General features: G+C 66.2%; 18 protein-coding genes. 4 read left to right on the forward strand and 14 right to left on the reverse strand.

Translation table 11 applies throughout. From position 1 onward, the window contains the following. The first annotated feature begins 62 nt into the window (after nt 1–62). Entirely contained in the window at nt 63–809 is a 747-nt protein-coding gene (locus tag BKX93_RS15900; RefSeq protein ID WP_070980571.1) for a TlyA family RNA methyltransferase, read from the forward strand. Nucleotides 810–888: 79 nt separating this feature from the next. Here the strand turns inward: BKX93_RS15900 and BKX93_RS15905 are convergent, their stop codons facing one another. From BKX93_RS15905 to BKX93_RS15930, 6 genes are all read right to left on the reverse strand, one after another. Further along, entirely contained in the window at nt 889–1,365 is a 477-nt protein-coding gene (locus tag BKX93_RS15905) for a universal stress protein (protein ID WP_046167230.1), read from the reverse strand. Between the two features lie 407 nt (nt 1,366–1,772). Next, nucleotides 1,773–3,119 (reverse strand): glutamine synthetase family protein, encoded by a 1,347-nt coding sequence (locus BKX93_RS15910; RefSeq protein ID WP_070980573.1) that lies wholly within the window; start codon nt 3,117–3,119, stop codon nt 1,773–1,775. Nucleotides 3,120–3,323: 204 nt separating this feature from the next. Continuing rightward, nucleotides 3,324–4,934 (reverse strand): methyl-accepting chemotaxis protein, encoded by a 1,611-nt coding sequence (locus tag BKX93_RS15915; protein ID WP_046157909.1) that lies wholly within the window; start codon nt 4,932–4,934, stop codon nt 3,324–3,326. Between the two features lie 157 nt (nt 4,935–5,091). Continuing rightward, nucleotides 5,092–6,486 (reverse strand): DUF2252 domain-containing protein, encoded by a 1,395-nt coding sequence (locus BKX93_RS15920; RefSeq protein ID WP_070980575.1) that lies wholly within the window; start codon nt 6,484–6,486, stop codon nt 5,092–5,094. Nucleotides 6,487–6,761: 275 nt separating this feature from the next. Beyond that, nucleotides 6,762–7,130 carry a hypothetical protein gene (locus BKX93_RS15925; protein WP_070980576.1) on the reverse strand — a complete coding sequence of 123 codons (369 nt, stop codon included), beginning with the start codon at nt 7,128–7,130 and terminating at the stop codon, nt 6,762–6,764. Nucleotides 7,131–7,211: 81 nt separating this feature from the next. Then, nucleotides 7,212–7,688: a WbuC family cupin fold metalloprotein gene (locus tag BKX93_RS15930; protein WP_046157912.1), complete on the reverse strand. Its 477-nt coding sequence runs from the start codon at nt 7,686–7,688 to the stop codon at nt 7,212–7,214. Between the two features lie 252 nt (nt 7,689–7,940). Between BKX93_RS15930 and BKX93_RS15935 the strand changes: the two genes are divergently transcribed. Continuing rightward, complete coding sequence (locus BKX93_RS15935; RefSeq protein WP_046157913.1) at nt 7,941–8,879, forward strand: aspartyl protease family protein; 939 nt, start codon at nt 7,941–7,943, stop codon at nt 8,877–8,879. A 372-nt stretch (nt 8,880–9,251) separates the two neighbouring features. Here BKX93_RS15935 and BKX93_RS15940 read toward each other — a convergent pair whose 3' ends face one another. From BKX93_RS15940 to BKX93_RS15975, 8 genes are all read right to left on the reverse strand, one after another. After that, the gene (locus BKX93_RS15940; protein WP_046157914.1) at nt 9,252–10,511 is read right to left on the reverse strand and encodes a glutamate-5-semialdehyde dehydrogenase; all 1,260 of its coding nucleotides are present in this window, start codon (nt 10,509–10,511) and stop codon (nt 9,252–9,254) included. A gap of 181 nt (nt 10,512–10,692) precedes the next feature. Further along, nucleotides 10,693–11,103: a lysozyme inhibitor LprI family protein gene (locus tag BKX93_RS15945; protein ID WP_070980578.1), complete on the reverse strand. Its 411-nt coding sequence runs from the start codon at nt 11,101–11,103 to the stop codon at nt 10,693–10,695. A gap of 81 nt (nt 11,104–11,184) precedes the next feature. Then, nucleotides 11,185–12,837 carry an acid phosphatase gene (locus tag BKX93_RS15950; RefSeq protein WP_046167223.1) on the reverse strand — a complete coding sequence of 551 codons (1,653 nt, stop codon included), beginning with the start codon at nt 12,835–12,837 and terminating at the stop codon, nt 11,185–11,187. Between the two features lie 76 nt (nt 12,838–12,913). Continuing rightward, nucleotides 12,914–13,798 (reverse strand): phytanoyl-CoA dioxygenase family protein, encoded by an 885-nt coding sequence (locus BKX93_RS15955; protein WP_052729336.1) that lies wholly within the window; start codon nt 13,796–13,798, stop codon nt 12,914–12,916. 79 nt (nt 13,799–13,877) lie between these two features. Then, entirely contained in the window at nt 13,878–14,306 is a 429-nt protein-coding gene (locus BKX93_RS15960) for a DUF721 domain-containing protein (RefSeq protein WP_021475559.1), read from the reverse strand. A 107-nt stretch (nt 14,307–14,413) separates the two neighbouring features. Beyond that, nucleotides 14,414–15,727, reverse strand: coding sequence for an ABC transporter ATP-binding protein (locus BKX93_RS15965; protein ID WP_021475560.1), 1,314 nt, complete (start codon nt 15,725–15,727; stop codon nt 14,414–14,416). A 13-nt stretch (nt 15,728–15,740) separates the two neighbouring features. Next, complete coding sequence (locus BKX93_RS15970; protein WP_046167222.1) at nt 15,741–17,480, reverse strand: ABC transporter permease; 1,740 nt, start codon at nt 17,478–17,480, stop codon at nt 15,741–15,743. Nucleotides 17,481–17,815: 335 nt separating this feature from the next. Next, nucleotides 17,816–19,855, reverse strand: coding sequence for an alkaline phosphatase D family protein (locus BKX93_RS15975; protein ID WP_046157918.1), 2,040 nt, complete (start codon nt 19,853–19,855; stop codon nt 17,816–17,818). Between the two features lie 265 nt (nt 19,856–20,120). Here BKX93_RS15975 and secA point away from each other — a divergent pair, with 265 nt between their 5' ends. Continuing rightward, complete coding sequence (gene secA / locus BKX93_RS15980) at nt 20,121–22,832, forward strand: preprotein translocase subunit SecA (protein WP_070980579.1); 2,712 nt, start codon at nt 20,121–20,123, stop codon at nt 22,830–22,832. Nucleotides 22,833–23,098: 266 nt separating this feature from the next. Continuing rightward, the gene (locus BKX93_RS15985) at nt 23,099–23,626 is read left to right on the forward strand and encodes a DUF2087 domain-containing protein (protein WP_046157920.1); all 528 of its coding nucleotides are present in this window, start codon (nt 23,099–23,101) and stop codon (nt 23,624–23,626) included. The last annotated feature ends 49 nt before the right edge of the window (nt 23,627–23,675 follow it).

Below are 23,675 nucleotides of genomic sequence, written 5' to 3' on the forward strand. Positions count from 1 at the left end.
ACAGCGGATGGCGGCTTCGCCAACCTGTCGCGTTCATCGGAATTCGGGCAGCGGGAACGGACATGATTCGAGTGGATATTTTGCTGGTGGAACAAGGGCTTGCCGCGTCGCGCACCGCCGCGCAGAACCTGGTGGCGGCCGGCCGCGTCAGCTGCGGCGGCGCGGTGGTGGCCAAGTCCAGCCAGAAATTTCCGGCGGACGCGGCGTTCGACATCGTCGCCGACGAGGTCGACCGCTACGTGTCGCGCGGCGGGCTGAAAATGCGCGGCGCGCTGGACGCGGCCGGATTGGACATCGTTGGCTGGACCGCGCTGGACGTCGGCCAGTCCACCGGCGGCTTCACCGACTGCCTGCTGCAGGCCGGCGCGCGCCGGGTGGTTGGCGTGGACGTCGGCCACGACCAGTTGCACCCGCGGATGCGGGAAGACGCGCGGGTGCGCTATTTCGAAGGCGTCAACGCGCGCGCGCTGGACCGCGCGGCGCTGCTGGCCGTCAATGAGGGCGACGGCTTCGACCTGATGGTGTGCGACGTGTCCTTCATCTCGCTGAGCCTGGTGCTGCCGTCGGCGCTGCCGCTGCTGACGCCGGGCGGGCGTCTGCTCAGCCTGGTCAAGCCGCAGTTCGAGGTGGGGCGGGAAGGGCTGTCCCACGGCGGCATCGTCCGCGACGAAAGCCTGTATCCGCAGGTTAAGGACAAGATAGACCGGGTGCTGGCCGAGCAGAACATGAAGACGCTGGCCTGGTTCGACAGCCCGATCAAGGGCGGCGACGGCAACCGCGAGTTCTTCGTCCACGCCGAGCGCCGCTGACAAACGACGAGGCCCGCGCAAGGCGGGCCGGATGGCATGGATGCCCCGATGGCATCGGGGCCGGCGTTCTGGCCGGGACTTACTCGACGCGGATGTCGTCGTCTTCCAGGCTGCGCACCACCAGCAGCGGGCACTGGCTGCGGCGCAGGATGTCCTCGGCGAAGCTGCCCAGGAACAGATGGGCCAGGCCGCTGCGGCCATGGGTGCCCAGCACGATCAGGTCGGCCTGCTGCGCGCTGGCGTAGCCTATCAGCAGATCGGCCAGGTCATGGCCGCCTTCCCAGCTTTTCTCCAGATGGCTGACCACATCGGTCAGGCCCGCGTTGCGGGCGATGGTCTGGGCGCGGGCCAGCGCTTCCTGGCCTTGCTCCAGCGCCAAATCGTAGCCGGGGTCGCCGGCGTAGACGCCCAGGCTGTCGACCGCCAGATCGCGCAGGCTGGCGACGTGGATCAGGCTCAGCCTGGCTTCGGTGAACTTGGCGACGCGGATGGCTTCATGCAGGGCTTTGTCGGAATTGTTGCTGCCGTCTATCGCGGCGATGATGTGACGATACATGGGCTGCTCCTTCGAAACACCGGCTTGGTGGGATGCCTTCAGCATACTCCGATGGCGGCGGCGGTGTCTCGCCGGGCGAGCGCGGGTATTGATCCAGGGCAAACTCGCGGGCTGCCATGCCTGACTCGAACCAGGCCATGGGTTCGGTTTGGTTTATGGAGTCCGCTGCGCGGACGAATGATTCCATGGCGGGGCTGCCCGCCGGGCAGGTCGGGGAGCTGTTTCGCCAGCTCCCCGACGACCCTAGGCGACCCCTGCGGCCCGCGAAACCCCGGCAAGACAGCCTTGGCCCAGACGCCGCCGATCGAAAAAACGGCGGCTCAAAGGCCCCTGGGCCAAGGCTGTCTTGCCGGCGCGGGCCGAAGGGGATGTGGAGCCTGTCGACAAACAATCAACGTTGGGACGCTTTAGACCAGGAATCCCAGATACTGCCGCTCCCAGGCGGTGACCTGGCGGTGATAGTCGTTCAGCTCCACCTCCTTCACCGCCAGATAGGCGCGGCTGAAGTCGGGCCCGAACAGCGCCTCGGCGCAGCCGGCTGCCATCGCGGCGCAGGCGGCGTCCAGCGTGGTGGGCAGGCTGGCGGCCTGCTGCTTGAACACATTGCCGTGCACCGCCTCGTCCGGGACCAGCTTCCGCTCGATGCCGGCCAGGCCGGCACCCAGGCTGGCGGCCAGCGCCAGATAGGGGTTGGCGTCGCAGCCGGGCAGGCGGTTTTCCACCCGCCGCGCCTCGGGGCCGGACACCGGCACCCTGAGCCCGACCGAGCGGTTGTCCAACCCCCAGCTGAGGTTGACCGGCGCCGCCATGCCCTTGACGAAGCGGCGGTAGGAGTTGGGGTTGGGGCAGAACAGCGGCATCAGCTCGGGCAGGAAGCGCTGCAGGCCGGCGATGAAGCTGAAGAATTCCGGGCTTTCCGAACCATCGGCGCGGCTGAAGGCGTTGCGGCCCTGGCGGTCGACCACGCTCTGGTGGATGTGCATAGAGCTGCCGGGCTGGCCGGGCAGAGGCTTGGCCATGCACACGGCGCTGAGGCCGTGGCGATGGGCGATTTCCTTCAGCGCGGTCTTGAACAGGAAGGTGTCGTCGGCCAGCTTCAGCGCGTCGCCGTGCTTGAGGTTGATCTCGAACTGGCTGGGGCCCATCTCGTGCACGCAGGTGTCGGTGGCGATGCCGAGCGTCTCGCAGGCCTGGTACAGCTCGTCGAAGAAGGCTTCCAGCTCGCCCAGCGCGGAGAAGCCGAAGGCGTCGAAGCCGGTTTCGCGGCGGCCGCTGGCGAGCGCGGGCGGCTGGAACGGCTGCGCCGGGTCGCCGTGGGCGGCGAACAGGTAGAACTCCAGCTCCGGCGCGACCACCGGCGTCCAGCCATGGGCGTCGTAGCGCGCCAGCACCTGCTTCAGCACCGAGCGCGGCGCCAGCGGCGACAGGCTGCCGTCGTGATCGACGCAATCGCAGATCACCATCGCGCGCGGAGTCTTGGCCCAGGGCACCGGACGCAGCGTGTCGTAGTCCGGCGTCAGCGTGACGTCCGGATCGTGTTCGCCGTAGAAGCTGTAGTCGGGAAATTCGCCGATACAGCTTTGCAGCGGCACCGCGCGCGCGATGCGCAGCGGCTGCCCCTTGATGAAGGCGGCGGCGGGCAGGGTCTTGCCGCGGGGAAAACCATGGACGTCGGCAAAGGCGAGCTCGACGTCCCGCGCCTTGCTGTGTTGCAGCCATTCGATGAGGCCTGCCGGCATGCGGGCATCAGACATACGATTCTCCACTGAAGCGTGCTGGGGTTCCTGTCTGTCCTCAGTTTTTTTTCTTGCTGTCATGGAGCGTGTGCCCGTAGCCATTATGCCAGCCGCAACGGCGGCGGCAAGTGCGGCGATGCCCGGAGCCGGTTTACAACTTCGCGGCGAGTGTTCTGCCGCCGCAGTTCAAGACGCGGCGGAGGGAAACGTATCGCGCGGCGCTCAGAGCCGGAAGCGGCTGACTGTCTGGTGCAGATTGGTCGCCTGCTGGTCGATGTCGCGCACCGCCTCCACCGCGTGGCTGACCGAATTCTGGGTTTCCTCGACCACGCCGGCCACCTGTTCGACGTTGCCGGCGATATTGGTGCCGGCCTGGCTCTGCTCGCCCATCGCCACCACCACGTTGTGCACGTGCTCGAGCGCGGTGCTGGCCTGCCGGCTGATCGACTCCAGCGTTTCGGCGGCCTGCTGCACCTGCTCGACGCCGGCCTGCACCGCGGGGCGGATCTCGTCCATGCGGCCGGAGACGTTGCCGGTTTCGTTGATCACCGCCTGCACGATGCTGCTGATCTCGTCGGTGGCGCTGGCGGTGCGCTCGGCCAGCTTGCGCACTTCGTCGGCCACCACCGCGAAGCCGCGGCCCATCTCGCCGGCGCGCGCGGCTTCGATGGCGGCGTTCAGCGCCAGCAGATTGGTCTGGTTGGCGATGTCGCGGATGGTTTCGGCGATGCTGCTGATGCTGCGGCTGCGTTCGGCCAGCTGGCCCACCATGTCGCTGGCGCCGTGGATCTGGTCGGCGATCTGGCGGATGCCGTCGGCGGCGTTGCCGGCCAGGGTCTTGCCCTCGCTGGCCAGCTGGGCGGTATCGCGCGCGCCGGTCTCGGTGTCGCGGGTGCTGGCGCTGACGTGGTCTATGCTGACCGACAACTGCTCGATGGCGGCGGCGGCCGAGGTGGTGGACGAGCTGGCGATGCCGGACACCTCATGCACCTTGTCCATGTCGCTGGACAACTGATGGCAGGAGTGGTTGATGCTGGAGGTGGCGCGGCCGATCTCCTCTATCATCAGGCGCAGCTTGCCGCGCATGTCGTTCATCGCGCCAAGCAGGCTGTTGGGCCCGCCTTTGACTTCGATCTCCACGCTGAGATCGCCGTCGGCGATCGCCTTGACCACGTCGGCGGCGTAACGCGGCTCGCCGCCCAGCGATTGCAGGATGGAGCGCGACATCCAGCCCACCAGCGTGCCCAGCACCACCGCGCAGACCACGGCGACGATCATCAGCGTGCGCGCCTCGCTCCAGAACAGCTGGTCGATGTCGTCGATGAAGATGCCGGTGCCTATCGTCCAGTCCCACGGCTCGAAACGGAACACGCCGTTCAGCTTGGGAAACTCCTCGTCGCCGCTGCCCTTGCGCTTGGTCTGGATCACCAGCACGCCGTAGTGTGCGTCCTTCATCGCATCGTCGTAGGCTTCCACCGTGGTGCGGCCGTCCGGCAGCTTGCTGCCCATGTCCAGCTTGCCGACGCGATCCTTGCTGGGGTGGAACAGCACGCGGTGCTCGCGGTTGCGGCCGAAGAAGTAGATGTCGTCCACCTTCAGCGCGGAGAGCGCGGCGATGGCCTGCTTCTGCGCCTCGGCGCGCGGCATGCCCTTGGCCTCCAGCTGCTGGAAGTGGGTGAGGCTGTTCTCGGCCATTTTCAGCAGGTGGACGATTTGTTCGCTTTTTTCCTGATGCAGGGTGGCGCGGGTGGAAAGCAAGGCGACGGTGGACAGGCCGAGCAGCGCCACCAAGCTGGCGACGATGATGATGATCAGGCGAGTATTCAGCTGCATTTTCGACACTCAGGTATAAGGGAACAAGCCGCCGCAGATGCGGCGGCGGCGCGGGCCCGTCGGGGACGGTCCGGCGCCGGCTGATTATGCGTTTCTGTTGTTACAGTCTAGTTCATGACACAACTGGCAACATCGCAATTTTCCCTAATGCCAATCGTCATGCCGCGGCGGTGGGCAAGCGTCCGCCGCGCACCGCGGCGTCGAACAGCCGGTAGTCGGCTTCCACCTGGTCGGCATAGGCCTGCGCGTAATCGGCCAGCGCTTGGTCGAACTTGTCCGACTCCCCCAGATAGCCGGCGATTTCGGCCGCGCAGCCGCCCGACTTGGCGTGGGCGCGCGCAAGCGTCCAGCCGCAGGCCTGGCCGTAGCTGGCCAGCTCTTCGGCATTGGTGAATGCTTCCAGCGCCGGGGCGGCCTTCATGTCGCGCAGCTGGCGCATGTAGAAGTGATGGCCGTCGGCGCCCTGGGTCCAGCCCAGGAACAGGTCGCTGGTGGCCTGCATCAATCGTTGGCCGAACACCACCCGCTTGCCCTGATTGCCGTGCACGCACGGCTGGGTGAAGGCCTCCAGCACCGACGGCCGCGCCTCCTTCAACTGCAGGAACAGCGGCTGGTCGTAGTCGTCCTGCAGCAGCAGCGCCAGGCAGCGGGTGCCGACGCTGCCGACGCCCACCACCTTGAAGGCGGCGTCCACCAGCCGGAAGCGTTGCAGCAGCTCGCGGCGGTCTTCCTTCAGGGTGTCGATGTAGCCGGTCAGCATGCGCTGGATCTTGGCCAGGCTGTCGCCGCCCAGCCAGTCGTCGCAGGCGGCCAACGGGCCGTTCCGGTCGTCGAGGTGGAAAATCACCGGCGGGTTGTCGCGCAGCCGCAAGCCGCCGTCCTCAAGGTCGGTCATCTTGGGCAGCAGCCGTTCCTGGGTCTGGTTGCGCGCCTTGCCGGCCACTTTGTTCAATTGCTGGCGCATGCCCTCGTCGGTGGCCTGGGACAGCAATTGTTCGAAATCGACGCGGCAGTACCACAGGTCCAGCTGGCTCATCTGCGAGAAAGCGCCGATGCGGCGGCGATAGGTGGCGGACAGGCGCTGAACGATCTCGCGGGTGGCCTGGGCGTCGAAGCCGCGGCTGCGGCCGGCCAGCACCAGGCTGACCGCCAGCCGCTTGACGTCCCATTCCCAGGGGCCGGGATGGGTTTCGTCGAAATCGTTGATGTCGAACACCAGTTGCCGTTCCGGCGAGGCGAAGAAGCCGAAGTTCATCAAGTGGGCGTCGCCGCAGATTTGCAGGCGCAGGCCGCTGTCGGGGCCGGCGGCCAGGTCGGCGGCCTGGATCATCGCCATGCCGCGGAAGAAGGCGAACGGCGACGCGTGCATGCGCGCGTAGCGCAGCGGCACCAGCGCCGGCACCCGGCCCTGGGAGGTGGACTCCACCTGAGCCACCACGTCGCGTTCCGGCGCCAGGTGGAGTTCGGCCTGGCTGGAGCGGGGGCATTGGCTGCGGCGGGCCTTGCCGTCGGCGTAGTGCTGATCGTACTTGGGATGGGAGGCGGTGGTCATCGGCGAGTCCGTTTGTGGCGTATGCCGTCAGTGTAACCGCGCGGGGCGGGCGGCGCGCTGCCGACGCGGTTCGGTAAGCCAGCCAGGTTTCGCCGCTGGCGCTTATTCACAGCTTGTTCTGAAATTGTCCACATTATGCACAGGCTGTTGTGGATGAAATCACTTACCCACATAGTCGGCAAGGAATAAGCGGTTTCCTGACAGTTTCCCACAGTCTTATCCCGGGATATCCAGATCATCCACAGCCAGTCGCGGAACGCTGGACTTATCCACAGTCATTTGCGGGCGCAGCCGTGAATCTGCTTCTTCCAGGCCGGGCTGAGCGGCATGCCGTTCAATCTGACCTCCAGCAGGCTGCCTTCCCCTTGCGGCAGGATGTCTACCCGAGTGCCGGAGGCGTCGCTGACCGGGTTGCGCAGCGCCAGGCTGCGGCTGCCGTCGCGCTTGTCGCGGCGCTCGACGAAATCATCGGGGATATGCAGCTTTTGCAAGCCTTGCTGCAGGCAGTCGGCCACTTGCTGCGGCGGGCGCTGGCTGTTCAGGCTGAGCGAGGGGGCGGCGCGCAGCGGCGTGGCGCAGGCCAGCAGGGACAAGGAGACGACGAGGGGAAGAACGGCGCGGAATACGAACATCGGCTTGGGCATGGGTTGGTGAAACAATGCCTTTTGGTGGGCCGGCCGCCGCCGCGGGTTCCGTCATTCGCGGCGGCAAGATGTTAAGCGATGTTACGCGAAGCGGTCGCCGGGCTGGCAGCGGAGCAGGAAGGCCAGCATGTCGGCGACGCGGGCGTCGCCTTCGATCGGGGCCCAGGCGGCCTGATCGGACTCGGGCAGGGGCTGGTATGGGCCGCGCTTCACTTCGAACACCACGCTGCCCGGCTCCAGCGACACCACCGAATGCCAGGTGCCGGCCGGCATCTCGAACGCGCGCGCGCCGCCGTCGCCCAGACGGTGGCGGGCGACCACGGTTTCGCCGGCGGCGTCGAATTCGATCCAGTCCAGCGCGCCGGACAGCATGATCAGCAATTCCGGGCTGCCGGGGTGGCGGTGCGGGCGGACATAGGTGCCCGGCTCCATGGCGATGGCTAGGCGCTGGACGACGTCGTCCAGCTCGGCGTGGATGTTGTGGTGGGCGCGCAGGCGCGGCGCACAGGCGGCCTTGGCGGACAGGTCGGCGAGGTCTTGGTTGGTCAGGGTTTTCATGTTTTTGGCAAGGCGAGCTTGTGAGGCAAAGGGGGATTATCGCGTGAAATGAGCGGGATGTCTGATATCGCGATAGGAGAGGCGGCGCCAAGAAGATGCGCGCGTGAAAATCACAGTTAATGATTTTGGCATTGAAAATTTCAATTACCGGACAATTTGAATGTTTGCCGCTCCGGCTACGTGAAGCGAGCAAATTTTACGCAGGCCTGAGCAGGGAGCTGGCGTGTCAATAAAAATGAAGAGGAACATCAAATGAAAGCAAATACAAATGTACTGCTGGCGTTGCTGGCTGGCGCCTTCGGCTTTGCCTCCCAAGCGCATTCCGCGCCAAGCGGAGCCGATTCGGCGCAGATTCCATTCAGCGTGCCCTTGACGAGGCAAGCCAATGGCTTCATGGCGGTCCAGGCGCGTCTCAATGGTGTGGATGGCCGCTTCTTGCTCGACAGCGGGGCGTCGATGACCTGCGTGGATCGCAAGCAGGCGGCCCGGTTTGGTTTGGAAAATGAAGGGATAACGAGGGCTTCGCATGGATCCGCCGGGACGACGGAGATAAAGCGGGCCGCCGACAAGCCGCTGGAATGGGGCGGTAGATTGGCGGCAGACAAGCTGGCTGTGTATCTGACGGATTTCGACGCGATCAATCAAGGCTTGGCCGAGGAGGGGATTGCCGCGGTGGATGGCGTCATCGGCATGGACGTGCTGGCCGGGCAGCATGCGGTGCTGGATTATGGGCAGCAGCAGTTGCGCGTGCGAAATGACGCCAAGCCGGCGGCGGCCTTTGATCGCTTGCCCTTGACGTCGCTGGGAGGCGAGCAGTTGATGGTGGAGGGGGTGGTCAATGGCGTGAAAGGGCGCTTCATCATCGACACGGCCGCGGACGGGACATTCGTCACCGATGACGCGCACGCCGCCAAGTTCCATCTGGCCCGGCAGGCTGGAACGGATCAGGTGCATGGCGTCGGAGGCAGCGTCGAAAGCCATTTTTACTTATTGGACAGCCTGCAGTTGGGCCCGCGTTTCACGCTGCGGCAGCAGAAGGTGATGACCATGGACTTGGCCGGCGTGAACGCCTCGCTGAAAGCCAAGGGGCTGGAGGAGGTGGATGGTTTGCTTGGCGCCAATGTGCTGAACCAGGGGGAGGCCGTTTTTAACATCGGGCAACAGGTTTTGCAGCTCAAGCCATTGATTTGATTTTGAGTCCGGGCCGGCCGGGCTGCCCTTCGGGCCATTCCCTGCCGGCGGGTGGCTTTGCCAAACGTTCCTGGCCGTGAGCGACATTGCGGCGCGCTGTTTTTCGCACTCTGTATTTGACAGAAATGGCCGCTGCCGCAATATCAAGACGAACAGACTCTTAACGCTGGCGACGGCCAAAAACGGCAGCGCATTTGAGCGGGGACGCGCCGGAGCAGGCAGTGCAGGCCACGGGATCTGGATGCGCAGCACACAGAGGTGTGGTCGACAGCGCGACCTGTCCACACCCTTGCGCGCGTTTCCGTCCTCCCCCTCCCGACGGCTGGTTTGGCCGGCAGTCCAGGGGAAGGCGCCACAAGGGCCGGAAGCGGCCTACTGTCTGACCTGCCCGTCGCCCAGCACGATCCACTTCTGGCTGGTCAGGCCGTTGAGGCCGACCGGGCCGCGGGCGTGGATCTTGTCGGTGGAGATGCCGATCTCGGCGCCCAGGCCGTACTCGAAGCCATCGGCGAAACGGGTGGAGGCGTTGACCATCACGCTGGCCGAGTCCACTTCGCGCAGGAAGCGGCGCGAGCGGCCGTAATCCTCGGTGACGATGGCGTCGGTGTGGTGGCTGCCCCAGTGGTTGATGTGCTCGATCGCCTCGTCCATGTCCTTCACCACCTTCACCGCCAGCACCGGGGCCAGGTATTCGGTGGCCCAGTCCTCGTCGGTGGCGGCCTTGACCTGCTCGCCCAGGATGGCGCGGGTGCGTTCGCAGCCGCGCAGCTCCACGCCCTTTTCCCAATAGGCGCTGGCCAGCCGCGGCAGCATGAATTCGGCGAAGGCGCTGTGCACCAGCAGCGTTTCCATGGTGTTGCAGGTGCCGTAGCGATGGGTCTTGGCGTTGATGGCGATGTTGAACGCCTTGTCCGGGTTGGCGGTGTCGTCGATGTAGACGTGGCAGTTGCCGTCCAGGTGCTTGATCACCGGCACCCGCGCCTCGGCGCTGATGCGGGCGATCAGGCCCTTGCCGCCGCGGGGCACGATCACGTCCACGTACTCCGGCATCGCGATCAGCTCGCCCACCGCGGCGCGGTCGGTGGTGGCCAGCACCTGCACCGCCTCGGCCGGCAGGCCGGCGGCGGCCAGGCCCTCGTGCACGCAGGCGGCGATGGCCTGGTTGCTGTGGAAGGCCTCGGAGCCGCCGCGCAGGATGGTGGCGTTGCCGGATTTCAGGCACAGGCCGGCGGCGTCGGCGGTGACGTTGGGGCGGGCCTCGTAAATGATGCCCACCACGCCCAGCGGCACCCGCATCTTGCCCAGCTGGATGCCGGACGGGCGGTAGCTCATTTCGTCGATTTCGCCCACCGGGTCCGGCAGCGCGGCGATCTGGCGCAGGCCGTCGGCCATTGCCAGCACGCCTTTGGCGTTGAGGGTCAACCGGTCCAGCATCGCGTCGTCGAGGCCGGCCTGGCGCGCGGCGTCCAGGTCCTGGCGGTTGGCGGCCAAGAGCGCGTCCTGTTCGCGGACGATGGCGTCGGCGATGGCGTGGAGCGCGGCGTTTTTCTGGTTGGTGTCGGCGCGGGCCAGCAGGCGCGATGCTTTGCGCGCGGCCTGGCCCAGCTGCTGCATGTATTCTTTGACGTTCATGGCGAAGAGTCCCGGTGCTGTTGTTTTCTGATTGTTTGCAGCTTAAACCAAAGCGCCGACAGCGAACAGAGACAGTCGGAATGTGGATTGGCTATTGTCCGGCAAGGGGCATGCAGAGGCAGGCCGGGCCGGGGCCAGCGGGATCGGCGATGGCCCCGCGCCGGGGCGCGGGGCGAGGGATTCAGCGCGGGATGGGTTGCAGCCGGGTCAGTTCGGCGGCGCGGGCGGCGGTGGACGCCAGCTCGCAGTCGGCGCCCACCAGCGATTCGGCGGTGCCGCCGTCGGGGTCGACGTAGGCGCTGCAGTTGGCGGCGCGGTATTTCAGCCACAGCCGCTGGGCGACTTGCAGCCTTTGCTGGCGCTTGGCGGGCAAGGCGGCCATCAGCTTGCGGTATGTGTCGTTCAGCTGCTTGTCCTGGCGCGCGTGTTCTGCCGAGAGGCAATCCAGCATGCCGGCGGTGACGCCGCCGGCCTGATCCATGCACTGGTCGTAATGGTGGCTGTACATCGTCTCTTCGGCGCAGGCGAAGGCGCGGAAGGACAGGAGGCCGAGCAGCAGCAGGACGGACAGGCGTAGGACGTATCGAGTCATGTTTTTATGGTTTTCCAAGGTGCGCACGCGGAATGATGGGGGAAAAGGCGGCCGGCCCGCGGGGGCGAACCGGCCATGGGCTTAGAGTTGCAGCGCGCCGGTCAGGTCGCCCGGCGGCTGCGCGCCGCGCTCGCGGAAGGCCTGGTTGCGAACCTTGACGCCCTCCAGCTCCGGCAGGCCGTGCAGGCGGCTGATGAAGCGGATGATCGAGGTGGTGTCGTAGAAGGTGTGGTCGACATGGCCTTTTTTGGCGAACGGCGACACCACGATGGCCGGGATGCGGCTGCCCGGGCCCCAGCGGTCGCCCTTGGGCGGCGCCACGTGGTCCCACCAGCCGCCGTTCTCGTCGTGGGTGATGACCACCACCATGTTCTTCCACTGCGGGCCGCTCATCAGGTGCTGCAGCACGTTGGCGACGTGGCGGTCGCCGCTCTCCACGTCGGAGTAGCCGGCGTGCATGTTCAGATTGCCCTGCGGCTTGTAGAAGGCCACCGCCGGCAGCTTGCCGGCCACCGCGTCGGCGATGAAGCGGTTGCTGATCGGGCTGTCGCCCAGGCCGCCGTCGCGCAGGTGCTCGGCGCGGGCCTGGGTGCCGGGCGCGAAGTTCTTGAAGTAGTTGAACGGCTGGTGGTGGTACTGGAAGTTGGGCGCGTCCGGACCGCCCTTGCCGTCCAGCGCCGCCTGCCAGCTGCCGCCGTACCAGGCCCAAGCCACGCCCTTGCGCGACAGCAGGTCGCCGATGGTGTCGTAGGTTTGCGGCGGCAGGGTGCTGGCGTCGGCCGGGTCCGCGTAGCGCTTGTCGCCGCCTTCGGCCGGCTTGACGTAGCTGGGCTGGAACGGCGGCGCCATGGTGTTGACCGCGTAGCCGTCCGGCGTGATCGCGCCGTTGTTGACGAATTGCGGCGGGCCGTCCATCGCCGAGCTGGGCGCTTTCACCTTCAGCTTGTAGCCCTTGGGGCCGTCGTCCAGCACGGCGATCTTCTTCGCCGCCGCGGTGTCCTTGGCGTTGAAGTATTCCGGCGTGCGCGCGGAGATCAGGAATTGGTGGTTCAGGTAGGAGCCGCCGAAGGCCGCCATGAAGAAGTTGTCGCACAGCGTGTATTGCTGGGCGATCTTCCACTGGTTGAGGTTCTTCGCGGTTTCGCTGTAATAGCCCATCACCAGCGCGCCGGAGTCGGCCCAGGCGGCGAACTGGTCGTTCTTGCCGCCGTTGATCTGCATCTGGTTCTGGTAGAACAAATGCCACAGGTCGCGGGTGATCACGGCTTCCGGCAGCGGCTCGCCGTCGGCGTCCTTCAGCGGGAACGGGCCGTTGGGCAGGTTCTGGATCTTGTCCTCCTCGATCAGATAGTACTTGCCGGCCACGGTCTGGCCGCGCTGCACCATGCCGCCCCAGATCTTGGGCAGGTTCTTCAGCCTGGAGCCGTCGCGGTCCAGCTGGATACAGGCTTCGGCCGGGGCCTTGGACAGCGGATGCCTGACGCCGGGGAAGTTGCCGTACAGATTGTTGAAGCTGCGGTTCTCCAGGTAGATCACCACCACGTTCTTCACGTGATGGCGCAGCCTGTCGTCCAGCGGGCCGTGGGCGGCCGGCGCGGCGTCGGCCGCCTGGCTGGCGACGGCGGGCAGCACGCCGGCGGCGCCGATGACGGCCAGGCCTTCGAACAGGCGGCGGCGCGACGGGTCCTGAGGCGCGGTTTCGGGAGTGGTTTCGGGCTTATCGTGTTCGGACATGGCGATTATCCTGTGGTGCTGGACGTAGAGCGGGAAACCGCCACTTTACTCCGCTTTGATGTCTATCTGAAGGCGATCAATCGTTTTGCATGGCGGCGCGGGCCTCGGCCAGCAGCGTTTTGGCTTCTTCCGGCAGGAATTCGGCGAAGCGCGGCGGCTCGGCCGGCGGCTCGCGCAGCAGCGCGACCGGGTCCTGGCCGTCGACGCTGCCCAGGTTGGGCGCGTGCACGAAGTAGCCGAGCAGCCGCTGCAGCCGTTCGGGCAGTTCGCGCGCCAGCTCGCGCGGCACCGCCAGGTAGTGGTTTTCCGCCTGGCGCAGCCAGCCCAGGCAGTAGCTGAGCACCACGCCGGTACGGGGCTGGCCGGTGCGGTTGGCGCCGCCGGCGTGGATGACGGAGCCGAAATAGATCAGCACCGAGCCGGCGGGCATCGCGGCCGGAACCACTTCGCTCTCGTCCGGCAGCCGCTCCTCGGTCCAGCGGTGGCTGCCCGGCGCGACGTTGGTGGCGCCGTTGTCCTCGGTGAAGTCGTCCAGCGCGTACATGCAGTTGATCATGGTTTCCGATCCGGGAACCTTGACCGGAAACATCAGCGCGTCGCTGTGCAGGAACTGGCGCGGCTCGCCCGGGCCGATGCGTATCGCCTGGGTCAGGTTGAGCTGGTATTCGCGGCAGCCCCTGAGCAGCATGATGTCCATCAGCTGCAGGATCAGCGGGTGGATGGCCAGCTCGCGGCAGACGGGCACGCGGGCGATCAGGCCGGACAGGCGGCGGGTGGCGTAGCCGTAGAAGTCGCCCTGGCAGTCGGGCGCGGCGTCCAGCAGCGGGAAGAGCTCGGCGCGGAAGCGGGCCAGCCGCTCGGGGCAGAGCAGCCCTTCTATGATGACGCCGCCGTCGCGCTCCAGCGCGGCCGCGATGCAGGATGCGGGGTGATCGGGAGAGAAGCGTTGCAGAGCGGTCATGGCGCTTCCTGCGGAGATCAATCGAAAGGAGACTATTGGCGTCGAAACGCCGCGGCGGGAAAACTGGCTGTCGGTACAGTCAGCCGCGGCGCTGGCGCGCGATCAGCCGCTGCAGCGCGCGCTTGACGTCGGGGTGGCTGATGCAGTCGGATGCCTGCTCCATGCCGTCCAGCGCGGTTTCGCTGATCGCCAGGGTCTTCGGCTTTTTGACGCGGACCAGTTGCAGCGCCACCTTGACCCGCACCTTGGACGCCGGATAGCCCTGCTGCGCCAGCTGCGGCAGCAGCCCGGGCGCGGTCATCCGCAGCCGGGCGGCGACGATGCCGTTGTCGGCGTGGATCACCAGCTCGTCGTCGCGGATGCGCACCGCGCGGCAAGCCTCGCCCATCGCCGGCGGAATCAGCTTCTTGAAGGCGCGGTCCAGCGCCATCAACTCGTGCGCGGCGGCGGAGAGGCGGGCCAGGGTCTGATCCTGGCGGGTGATGTCGTTGAGCGGGCGTCCGGACATGGGCGTGTGGGGAAACGGTCGATGCCGTATTGTAGCATCGAGCAGGCTTGCGGCCGGCGAAACAAAACGGGCGCCGTCCGGGCGCCCGTTGTCGTGGCTCGCCGAAGCTACTGGCCGCCCTCGACGTCTTCCAGGCTGAAGGTCTCGGTGTGGTCGTTGTAGGAGAAGATTTCGGCGTAGCGGCCCCAGCTGATCACGGTGTCCAGCGTCTCCTCGGCCGACTGGTCTGACAGCGAGTCTTCCAGCTCCTGGGCGAAGCGCAGCCGCGGCGCGCGCTGGCCGGGGCGCTCCTGCAGCACCTTGCGGATGTGGGCGGCCATCGGCACGTGGCGCAACAGGTGCTCGGCGAACATCACCTTGCGCTCCTGGGTGCCGTAGTCGGCGAACAGCTTGCCGGCGGCGGTCAGCAGCATGTCGCCGTCCTTCAGCTCGACGAAGCCCAGGTGCTCCAGCACCTCGGCCACCGGGAACAGGTCATCCACCTCCAGCAGCAGCTTCTCGGCGATTTCCGGCATGTCGGCCTTGCCGAAGTAGGGCTCCTGCGCCACCTCCTCGATCAGGCCGGCCATCAGGTTGGTGGACACCTCGGTCAGGTGGCTGCCGATCTCGAGCGGCAGCTTGTGCAGGGTGTGGGCGCTGCGGCGCGCGGTCATCAGCGCGTAGATGTCGTCCACCATCTTGCGGAAGGCCGGGTCCAGCCGGTTGCGGCGGTGCGGGAACGGCACCTTGATCTCGGCCACCACGCGGCCGGGATTGGACGACAGCACCAGGATGCGGTCGCACATGAACACCGCTTCTTCGATGTTGTGGGTGACGATCAGCACCGACTTGATCGGCAGCTGGCCTTCGCTCCACAGGTCCAGCATGTCGGTGCGCAGCGTCTCGGCGGTCAGCACGTCAAGCGCCGAGAACGGCTCGTCCATCAGCAGCAGCGTCGGGTTGACCACCAGGCCGCGGGCGAAGCCGACGCGCTGGCGCATGCCGCCGGACAGCTCGCGCGGGTAGGCGTTCTCGAAGCCGTCCAGGCCGATCAGGTCGATCGCGGCCAGCGCGCGGCGGCGGCGCTCCTTGGCGTCCACGCCCAGCGCCTCCAGGCCGGCCTCCACGTTCTGCAGCACGGTCAGCCACGGGAACAGCGCGAAGGTCTGGAACACCATGGCCACGCCTTCGGCCGGCCCCTTCAGCGGCTTGCCCTGGTAGTTGACCTCGCCGCCGCTTTGCGGGATCAGGCCGGCGATGATGCGCAGCAGCGTGGATTTGCCGGAGCCGGAGCGGCCCAGGAGGCCGACGATCTCGCCTTCGCGCAGCGTCAGGTTCACATCGTCCAGCACCTGGATCTCGTCGCTGCCCTTGGAGAAGCCGCGGCAGACGTTCTTCAGCTTGAAGATTTCCTGTCCCAGGGCGTTGTTTTCGGTAGTCATGCTTGATGCCCCCTCAGTTGAGACGGAGTTTGTTTTCGGCGATGGCGTACATCGGGCGCCACAGCAGGCGATTGAACAGCACCACGAACAGCGACATCACCACGATGCCCAGCAGGATCTTGGGATAGTCGCCGGCGGCGGTGGTTTGCGCGATATAGGCGCCCAGGCCGTGGGCGGCCAGCTTGTCGTCGCCCCAGGACACGAACTCGGACACGATGCTGGCGTTCCAGGCGCCGCCGGACGCGGTGATCGCGCCGGTGACGTAGTAGGGGAAGATGCCCGGCAGCATTACCTTGCGCCACCACTGCCAGCCGCGGATGCGGAAATTGTCGGCGGCTTCCCTGAAGTCGTTGGGGAAGGCGGTGGCGCCGGCGATGACGTTGAACAGGATGTACCACTGGGTGCCCAGCACGATCAGCGGCGACAGCCAGATGTCCGGGTTCAGCTTGTAGTGGACGATGACGATCACGAATACCGGGAACAGCAGGTTGGCCGGGAAGGCGGCCAGGAACTGCGCCAGCGGCTGGACCTTTTCGGCCAGCCGGGGGCGCAGGCCGATCAGCACGCCCAGCGGCACCCAGATCACCGACGCGACGGCGATCAGCAGGCTGACGCGCACCAGCGTGATCAGACCCAGGCCGAACACCCGCAGCACCTCCCAGGCGCCGACTTCGGTGGCGATGAAGTGCACCAGCTTGCTGGCGACGGCGACGGCGAGCAGCGCCACCAGCGCCCACCACAGCACGTCGATGCCGCGGGACACCGGCGTGTGGTCTTCCGAGTGGATGCCCTTGGGCAGACTGACGTTCAGCCGCAGACGGGCGGTCTTCTTCAGCAGCTTGCCGAAGGGCTTGAGCAGCTGCTGGATGAAATGGGTGCGCTGGATCAGGTTCAGCACCCACGATTCCGGCGCGTTCTGGCTGGCGGTGTCCTCCAGGCGGAACTTGTCGGCCCAGGCCACCAGCGGTCGGAACAGGAACTGGTCGTAGATCAGGATCACCACCGACATGGTCAGGATCACCCAGCCGACGGCGGCCAGATCCTTGTTCTGGATCGCCAGCGCCAGGTAGGAGCCGACGCCGGGCAGCATCACGGTCTTGTCGCCGACGGTGATCGCCTCCGACGCCACCACGAAGAACCAGCCGCCGGACATGCTCATCATCATGTTCCAGATCATGCCGGGCATGGCGTAGGGCACCTCCAGCTTCCAGAATTTCTGCCAGGCGGTGAGCCTGAGGTTGACCGATACCTCCTGCAAGTCGCGCGGCACGGTGCGCAGCGACTGGTAGAAGCTGAAGGTCATGTTCCACGCTTGGCTGGTGAAGATGGCGAAGATGGCGGCGAATTCGGCGCCCAGCACCCGGCCGGGGAACAAGGCGAGGAAGAAGGTGACGGTGAACGAGATGTAGCCCAGCACCGGCACCGATTGCAGGATGTCCAGTATCGGCACCAGCAAGAGGCCGGCGCGGCGGCTCTTGGCGGCCAGCGTGCCGTAGACCAGGGTGAAGGCCAGCGCGGCGGCCATCGCCGCCAGCATCCGCAGCGTGGTGCGCAGCGCGTATTCGGGCAGGTTGCCGGGCTCCAGCGAGATCGGCGCGGTCTGCAGCGCGGTGATCGGAGCCCAGGTTTCGCGGATGCCGGTGGTGGCCATCAACAGGAAGCCCAGGATCAGCGGAAACGCGATCAGGTCCCAGCGGTTGGGGATCAGCCGCCGGGCGGTGGCGGGCATGAAGTGGCGGACGGCGGTGGTCATCAGGCCTCTCCGTTTTCTATGTTTATCGCGGCGGGCGGCAACCGGCCCGCTTCTATTATGACAACTCTGGAGCGGGTGGCGGATGGCGTCCTCGACGTTCGGCATGCCGAGCGCCGCGCAACGATGCGTCCGCCATGTCAAAAGCCGTGCTGGAGAGCATTGCAAGCAATCCCGGAAGCGGCGTCGCGCCTTCCGGTTTCAGGGCATGGATGCTACCAGAGAAGCCATAAAACGAATGTTAAAAACCAGGAGGCTTTGTAGGGATTTTGTGACGAAATGTACTGATTGAAATGGTTGGCCGCGCAAGCGCGGCCAACCTTGGGGAGAGAAACCGCTTACAGCACGTTGACGGCCGGCGTTCCGGCAAGCACCTCGACGGTCTTGACGCTGGCGGTGGCCGGCGACGGCGCGACGCCGTTCGCCAGCTTGGCCATCTTGTGGAAGGCGCAGCTGAGCTTGCCCGGCGTCAGCGTCACCACCGCGTAGCCCTGGGCGTCGGTGTCGGCGTACTTCAGCCACGGGTTGAAGGTTTGCAGCGTGCCGGTGAAGGTGTTGACCGTCTGGCCGTTCACCGTCTGGTAGATCAGCGGCGCGGCCTTGGCGAAGGCCGGCACGGTGTCCACCACGTTTTTGAAATAGCTGAAGAAGGAGTTGCTGGAGATGCCGGCGGTGACCAGGTCCACCATCACCGGCGTCGGGCTGGCGGCGTCGAAGTCGTCATACACCTGTCCGGCGAAGAAGGCGTGGATGTCGCCGGTGATGCCCACCACGTTGCCGATGCCGTTGCCCTTCAGGAAGGCCATCAGCGCCTTGCGCTCGGCGTTGTAGCCGTCCCACTGGTCGGCGTTGAGGATGTACTGGTTCAGCAGCATGCTCGGCGGCAGGTTGCCGTTGAGCACCGGCTTCACCGAGGCGGCGAACACGCCGGCGCTGATGGCGCCGCCGCTGAAGCCGGCGAGCAGCGGCTGGGTGTTGGCGTAGCTCAGCACCGGCGTCGCGCCGCTGGTGTCGGCGGCGAGCAGGTCCTGATACAGCGCGCCGGTCAGCTGTTGCTGCTGGGCGGCGCTGAGGTTGAGGCCGAAATTCTGCGCCAGCGCGGCCGACAGGCCCTGCTCCAGCAGGCTGGCCACCGCCATGGTGCCGTCCACGCCCATGCGCAGCAGCGACACCTCGTTGCCCCACAGCTTCCAGGTGGTGGCGGCGCCCTGCATCTGCTGCTGCCACCAGGCGCGCTGGGCCGTGCCCAGGATGGACACGTTCAGCAGGTTGCCGCCGGTGGAGGCCATCTTGGCGGCCTCGGCCTGGGCCAGCGCGGCCTTGGGCACGAAATAGCGGCTGCCCAGATTGGCCAGGCCGGTGTCGGGCACGGCGGTTTCCGGAATGATGTGGTCGGAACGGTACAGGCGCTGGTCGGTCATCACCAGCGTGGCCAGGTTGCCGAAGGCGAAGCTGCGGTAGATCTGGATGTTCTGGAACGAGGGATTGGCCAGGTCTAGCTGGACATCCGCCGGCGTGTATTCGAACCAGGCCTGGTTGGCGCTGCGACGGCGCGGCGTCTGCGGCGCGCTGTCGTCGCCGGGGTAGTACACCTGGCGGTCTTGCCAGCAGTCGTCGGAGAATTCGTGGTCGTCCCAGATCGAGATCACCGGGAAATTGGCGTGCACCGCCTGGATGCGCGGATCGGCGCGGTAGCTCTTGTACAGGTAGCGATAGTCGGCCAGCGTGGTGGCGTAGATCGCGCCGTCGGCGCGCTTGGTGCCGTTGGGCAGTGTCAGCGGCGGGTGGCGGGTTTCGTTGTTGCCGGTCTGGAAGCCGGCGCCGACGGTTTCGTAGATGTAGTCGCCGACGTGCATCACGAAATCCAGGTCCAGCTGGACGATTTCGTCGAAGGCGCCCCAGTGGTTGACGCTCCAGTCCTGGCAGGTGATATAGGCGAACTTCAGCTGCGACAGCGGGGTGCCGGCTGCCGGCGCGGTCTTGGTGCGGCCGGTGGCGCTGACGGTTTTGCCGGTCAGGAAGCGGTAGTAATAGGTGGTGGCGCTGGCCAGGCCGGTCACCTTGTGGCGCACGGTGTAGTCCCAGCCCGGATCGGCGCTCAGCGCCTGGTTGACCAGCAGGTTGGAGAAGTCCGCCTTGTCCGACAGCTGCACGGTGACCGACAGCGAGGCTGCGCCATCGCCGCCGTCGACGCGGGTCCACAGGATGATGCTGTCCGGGCGCGGATCGCCGGACGCCACGCCCAGGCCGAAGCCCTGGCCGGCCGCGAGCTGGCGCTGGCTGCCCGAATCGGAGCTGTCCGAGCCGCCGCCGCAGCCCGCCGCGGCCACCGATACCGTCAGGAAACTGCCCCACTTGAGGAATTGCCGCCTATCCATCGTTTCTCCCGAGATTGTCGCTTGTTGTAGGAATGAACAAAGTTGCGGATTATCGCGGGTCAATATTTAAGTTGCATGAATGGGGCGGTCAATTGAATCGAGCGTTTGCTCTAAGCGAGCGTCGCGTAAAACCAACAGCGATTTCTCGACTCACATCTTGATGTGGCGCATGGATGCCCCCATAACCTTGTCTGCGAATGTGCTACACTTTTCAGCATTTTTTGCGGACACTCCCAACGGCCCGCTGGTTTCTGGATTCGACTACATGATTTCTTCGCTACTCAAGAAGGTTTTCGGCAGCCGCAACGATCGTCTGCTCAAGCAATATCGCCAAGAGGTGGCGCGCATCAACGCGCTGGAGCCGGCGATGCAGGCGCTGTCCGACGAGGCGCTGGCCGCCAAGACCCAGGAATTCCGCGATCGCCTGTCCAAGGGCGGCACGCTGGACGACCTGCTGCCCGAGGCTTTCGCCGTCTGCCGCGAGGCCTCGCGCCGCGTGATGGGCATGCGCCACTTCGACGTGCAGCTGATCGGCGGCATGGCGCTGCACCAGGGCAAGATCCCCGAAATGAAGACGGGCGAGGGCAAGACCCTGGTCGCCACGCTCGCGGTCTACCTGAACGCGCTGTCCGGCGACGGCGTCCACGTGGTGACCGTCAACGACTACCTGGTCAGCCGCGACGCCGGCATCATGGCGCCGCTGTACAACTTCCTCGGCCTGTCGGTCGGCATGAATTTGTCGCAGATGGCCCATGACGACAAGCAGGCCGCCTACGCCTGCGACATCACCTACGGCACCAACAACGAGTTCGGTTTCGACTACCTGCGCGACAACATGGTGTTCAGCGTCGAAGAGAAGGTGCAGCGCAAGCTGGCCTTCGCCGTGGTCGACGAAGTGGACTCCATCCTGATCGACGAGGCGCGCACGCCGCTGATCATCTCCGGCCCGGCCGACGACAACATCGACATGTACCAGCGCATGAACGCGGTGCCGCCGCTGCTCGTCCGCCAGGAAACCGAAGAAGGCGAAGGCGACTACTGGGTGGACGAGAAGGCCCACTCGGTGCTGATGTCCGAAGCCGGCCACGAGCGCAGCGAGGAAATCCTGACCCGCCTCGGCCTGCTGAAGGAAGGCGACAGCCTGTACTCCGCCACCAACATCACGCTGATGCACCACCTGATGGCCGCGCTGCGCGCCTATTCGCTGTTCCATATCGACCAGCACTACGTGGTGCAGGACGGCGAGGTGGTGATCGTCGACGAGTTCACCGGCCGCCTGATGGCGGGCCGCCGCTGGTCCGACGGCCTGCACCAGGCCGTGGAGGCCAAAGAAGGCGTGGAGATCAACCGCGAGAACCAGACGCTGGCGTCGATCACCTTCCAGAACTACTTCCGCCTGTACGGCAAGCTGTCCGGCATGACCGGCACCGCCGACACCGAGGCCTACGAATTCCAGAGCATCTACAACCTGGAAACCGTGGTGATCCCGACCAACAAGCCGATGATCCGCAAGGATTCGCAGGACAAGGTGTACCGCTCCGCCAAGGAGAAGTACGAAGCGATCCTGGCCGACATCAAGGACTGCCACGAGCGCGGCCAGCCGGTGCTGGTGGGCACCACCAGCATCGAAAACTCGGAGCTGGTGGCCAATCTGCTGTCCCAGGCCAAGCTGCCGCACAATGTGCTGAACGCCAAGGAGCACGCCCGCGAAGCGGACATCGTGGTCCAGGCCGGCCGTCCGGGCGTGATCACCGTCGCCACCAATATGGCCGGCCGCGGCACCGACATCGTGCTGGGCGGCAACCCGGCGCCGGAAATCAAGGCGGTGGAGGCCGATGACAGCCTGTCCGACGCCGACAAGCAAGCCAAGATCGAAGCCATCCGCGCCGAGTGGAAGCAACGCCACGCCGCGGTGCTGGAAGCCGGCGGCCTGCACATCGTCGGCACCGAGCGCCACGAGTCCCGCCGCATCGACAACCAGCTGCGCGGCCGTTCCGGCCGCCAGGGCGATCCGGGCTCGTCCCGTTTCTACCTGTGCCTGGAAGATCCGCTGTTGCGCATCTTCGCCTCCGACCGCGTCGCCGCGATCATGGATCGCCTGAAGATGCCGGAAGGCGAGGCCATCGAGCATCCGTGGGTGAGCCGCTCGATCGAGAACGCGCAGCGCAAGGTGGAAGGCCGCAACTTCGACATCCGCAAGCAATTGCTGGAATACGACGACGTCGCCAACGACCAGCGCAAGGTGATCTACCAGCAGCGCAACGAGATCCTGGTGGAAGAGGACGTGTCCGACGTGGTGGTGAACATGCGCGAAGGCGTGATCTCCGACCTGGTCGACCTGCACCTGCCGCCGGAATCGCTGGAAGAGCAGTGGGACCTGGCCGGCCTGGAGAAGACGCTGGCGTCCGACTTCCTGCTGGAAGCGCCGGTGGCCGAGTGGCTGAAGGCCGAGCCGAATCTGGACATCGAGCAGATCCGCCTGCGCATCGTCGACATGGCCGCCGCCGCCTACCAGGCCAAGGTGGAGCAGGCCGGCGACGGCGTGATGCGCCAGTTCGAGCGCAGCCTGGTGCTGCAGATGCTGGACAACCACTGGCGCGAGCACTTGGCGGCGATGGACCACCTGCGCCAAGGCATCCATCTGCGCGGCTACGCGCAGAAGAACCCGAAGCAGGAGTACAAGCGCGAGGCCTTCGAGCTGTTCGCCGACATGCTGGAGCGCATCAAGCGCAGCGTGGTGCAAGTGCTGATGACGGTGCAGATCCGCGGCCAGGAAGACGTGGACGCGGTGGAGCCGCATTCGCTGCCGGACTTCGAGATGCAGCACGCCGAGCCGGGTTCGGCGCTGGGCGACGACGAGGACAATCCGCTGTCGCCGGAAGCGCTGGCCTCGCAAGGCCTGCGCATCAACCGCAACGACGCCTGCCCTTGCGGCAGCGGCAAGAAGTACAAGCAGTGCCACGGCCGCCTAGCCTGATCGCCTGATCCGGCAGCCAAACAAAAAGCCGACGCGACCGCGTCGGCTTTTTTGCGCCGGTCCGCCGCCGCGCTTTGCAAGGCCATGCCATGGTGTTAGCATGGCGGCGGGTCAACAGTTCACCCAGGCGTCGCCGGCGATTTCGCCACGCTAAACCTGTCTTGGCTTGCAGCATCCATCATCTCGCTTGGCTCGAACTCGTGCCAGGCCGCAACGGCGACCGCGGCAGTCCTTCCCGACCTTGGCACGCAGACAGGATTCGAACCATGTCTCGCACCGTTTATCCGTTCTACAGCAGCGATATCTCGTCCCTTGCCCGTTCCCTGAAGCGGCAATGGATGGCGGAGGCCGAAGCGCCCGGCCATCTGCAGATCCTCAACATGCTGGCCCGCTCAGCCGGCTTCCAGAATTTCCAGCACCTGCGAGCCGAGCACGACCGCCCGGCGCCGGCCGAGCCGCAAACCGTGTCGAATGACGTCCGCCGCCTGTTGCGCCATTTCGACGACGAAGGCCGGCTGCTGCGCTGGCCGAAGAAATTCAGCGAGCAGCGCGCCTGCCTGTGGGCGTTGTGGTCGGGCCTGCCGCGCGGCGAAGCGTGGGATGAGCCAGCGGTCAACGCGGCCATCCGCGCGCTGGAGGCTTTCGGCGACCACGTGCTGATCCGGCGCGAGCTGGTGGAGGGCGATTGGATAGGCCGCACCGGAGACTGCCGCCGCTACTGGCTGATCGAGCGGGAAGCGCCGGAGGAGATGGCGGAGCTGATGGAGCGGGTTCGCTTGCGGCGCGCGGGATAAGCCGCGCGAGGGGAGCGGGTTGGCGAAGAGCCGGCCCCTCCCTTTTCTG

The sequence above is a fragment of the Chromobacterium vaccinii genome (assembly GCF_001855275.1).
GTDB lineage: Bacteria > Pseudomonadota > Gammaproteobacteria > Burkholderiales > Chromobacteriaceae > Chromobacterium > Chromobacterium vaccinii.

Coding starts and splice junctions, on each gene's coding strand:
- BKX93_RS15900 (WP_070980571.1), top strand. CDS start 63: ATGATTCGAGTGGATATTTTGCTGGTGGAACAAGGGCTTGCCGCGTCG.
- BKX93_RS15905 (WP_046167230.1), bottom strand. CDS start 1,365: ATGTATCGTCACATCATCGCCGCGATAGACGGCAGCAACAATTCCGAC.
- BKX93_RS15910 (WP_070980573.1), bottom strand. CDS start 3,119: ATGTCTGATGCCCGCATGCCGGCAGGCCTCATCGAATGGCTGCAACAC.
- BKX93_RS15915 (WP_046157909.1), bottom strand. CDS start 4,934: ATGCAGCTGAATACTCGCCTGATCATCATCATCGTCGCCAGCTTGGTG.
- BKX93_RS15920 (WP_070980575.1), bottom strand. CDS start 6,486: ATGACCACCGCCTCCCATCCCAAGTACGATCAGCACTACGCCGACGGC.
- BKX93_RS15925 (WP_070980576.1), bottom strand. CDS start 7,130: ATGCCCAAGCCGATGTTCGTATTCCGCGCCGTTCTTCCCCTCGTCGTC.
- BKX93_RS15930 (WP_046157912.1), bottom strand. CDS start 7,688: ATGAAAACCCTGACCAACCAAGACCTCGCCGACCTGTCCGCCAAGGCC.
- BKX93_RS15935 (WP_046157913.1), top strand. CDS start 7,941: ATGAAAGCAAATACAAATGTACTGCTGGCGTTGCTGGCTGGCGCCTTC.
- BKX93_RS15940 (WP_046157914.1), bottom strand. CDS start 10,511: ATGAACGTCAAAGAATACATGCAGCAGCTGGGCCAGGCCGCGCGCAAA.
- BKX93_RS15945 (WP_070980578.1), bottom strand. CDS start 11,103: ATGACTCGATACGTCCTACGCCTGTCCGTCCTGCTGCTGCTCGGCCTC.
- BKX93_RS15950 (WP_046167223.1), bottom strand. CDS start 12,837: ATGTCCGAACACGATAAGCCCGAAACCACTCCCGAAACCGCGCCTCAG.
- BKX93_RS15955 (WP_052729336.1), bottom strand. CDS start 13,798: ATGACCGCTCTGCAACGCTTCTCTCCCGATCACCCCGCATCCTGCATC.
- BKX93_RS15960 (WP_021475559.1), bottom strand. CDS start 14,306: ATGTCCGGACGCCCGCTCAACGACATCACCCGCCAGGATCAGACCCTG.
- BKX93_RS15965 (WP_021475560.1), bottom strand. CDS start 15,727: ATGACTACCGAAAACAACGCCCTGGGACAGGAAATCTTCAAGCTGAAG.
- BKX93_RS15970 (WP_046167222.1), bottom strand. CDS start 17,480: ATGACCACCGCCGTCCGCCACTTCATGCCCGCCACCGCCCGGCGGCTG.
- BKX93_RS15975 (WP_046157918.1), bottom strand. CDS start 19,855: ATGGATAGGCGGCAATTCCTCAAGTGGGGCAGTTTCCTGACGGTATCG.
- secA (WP_070980579.1), top strand. CDS start 20,121: ATGATTTCTTCGCTACTCAAGAAGGTTTTCGGCAGCCGCAACGATCGT.
- BKX93_RS15985 (WP_046157920.1), top strand. CDS start 23,099: ATGTCTCGCACCGTTTATCCGTTCTACAGCAGCGATATCTCGTCCCTT.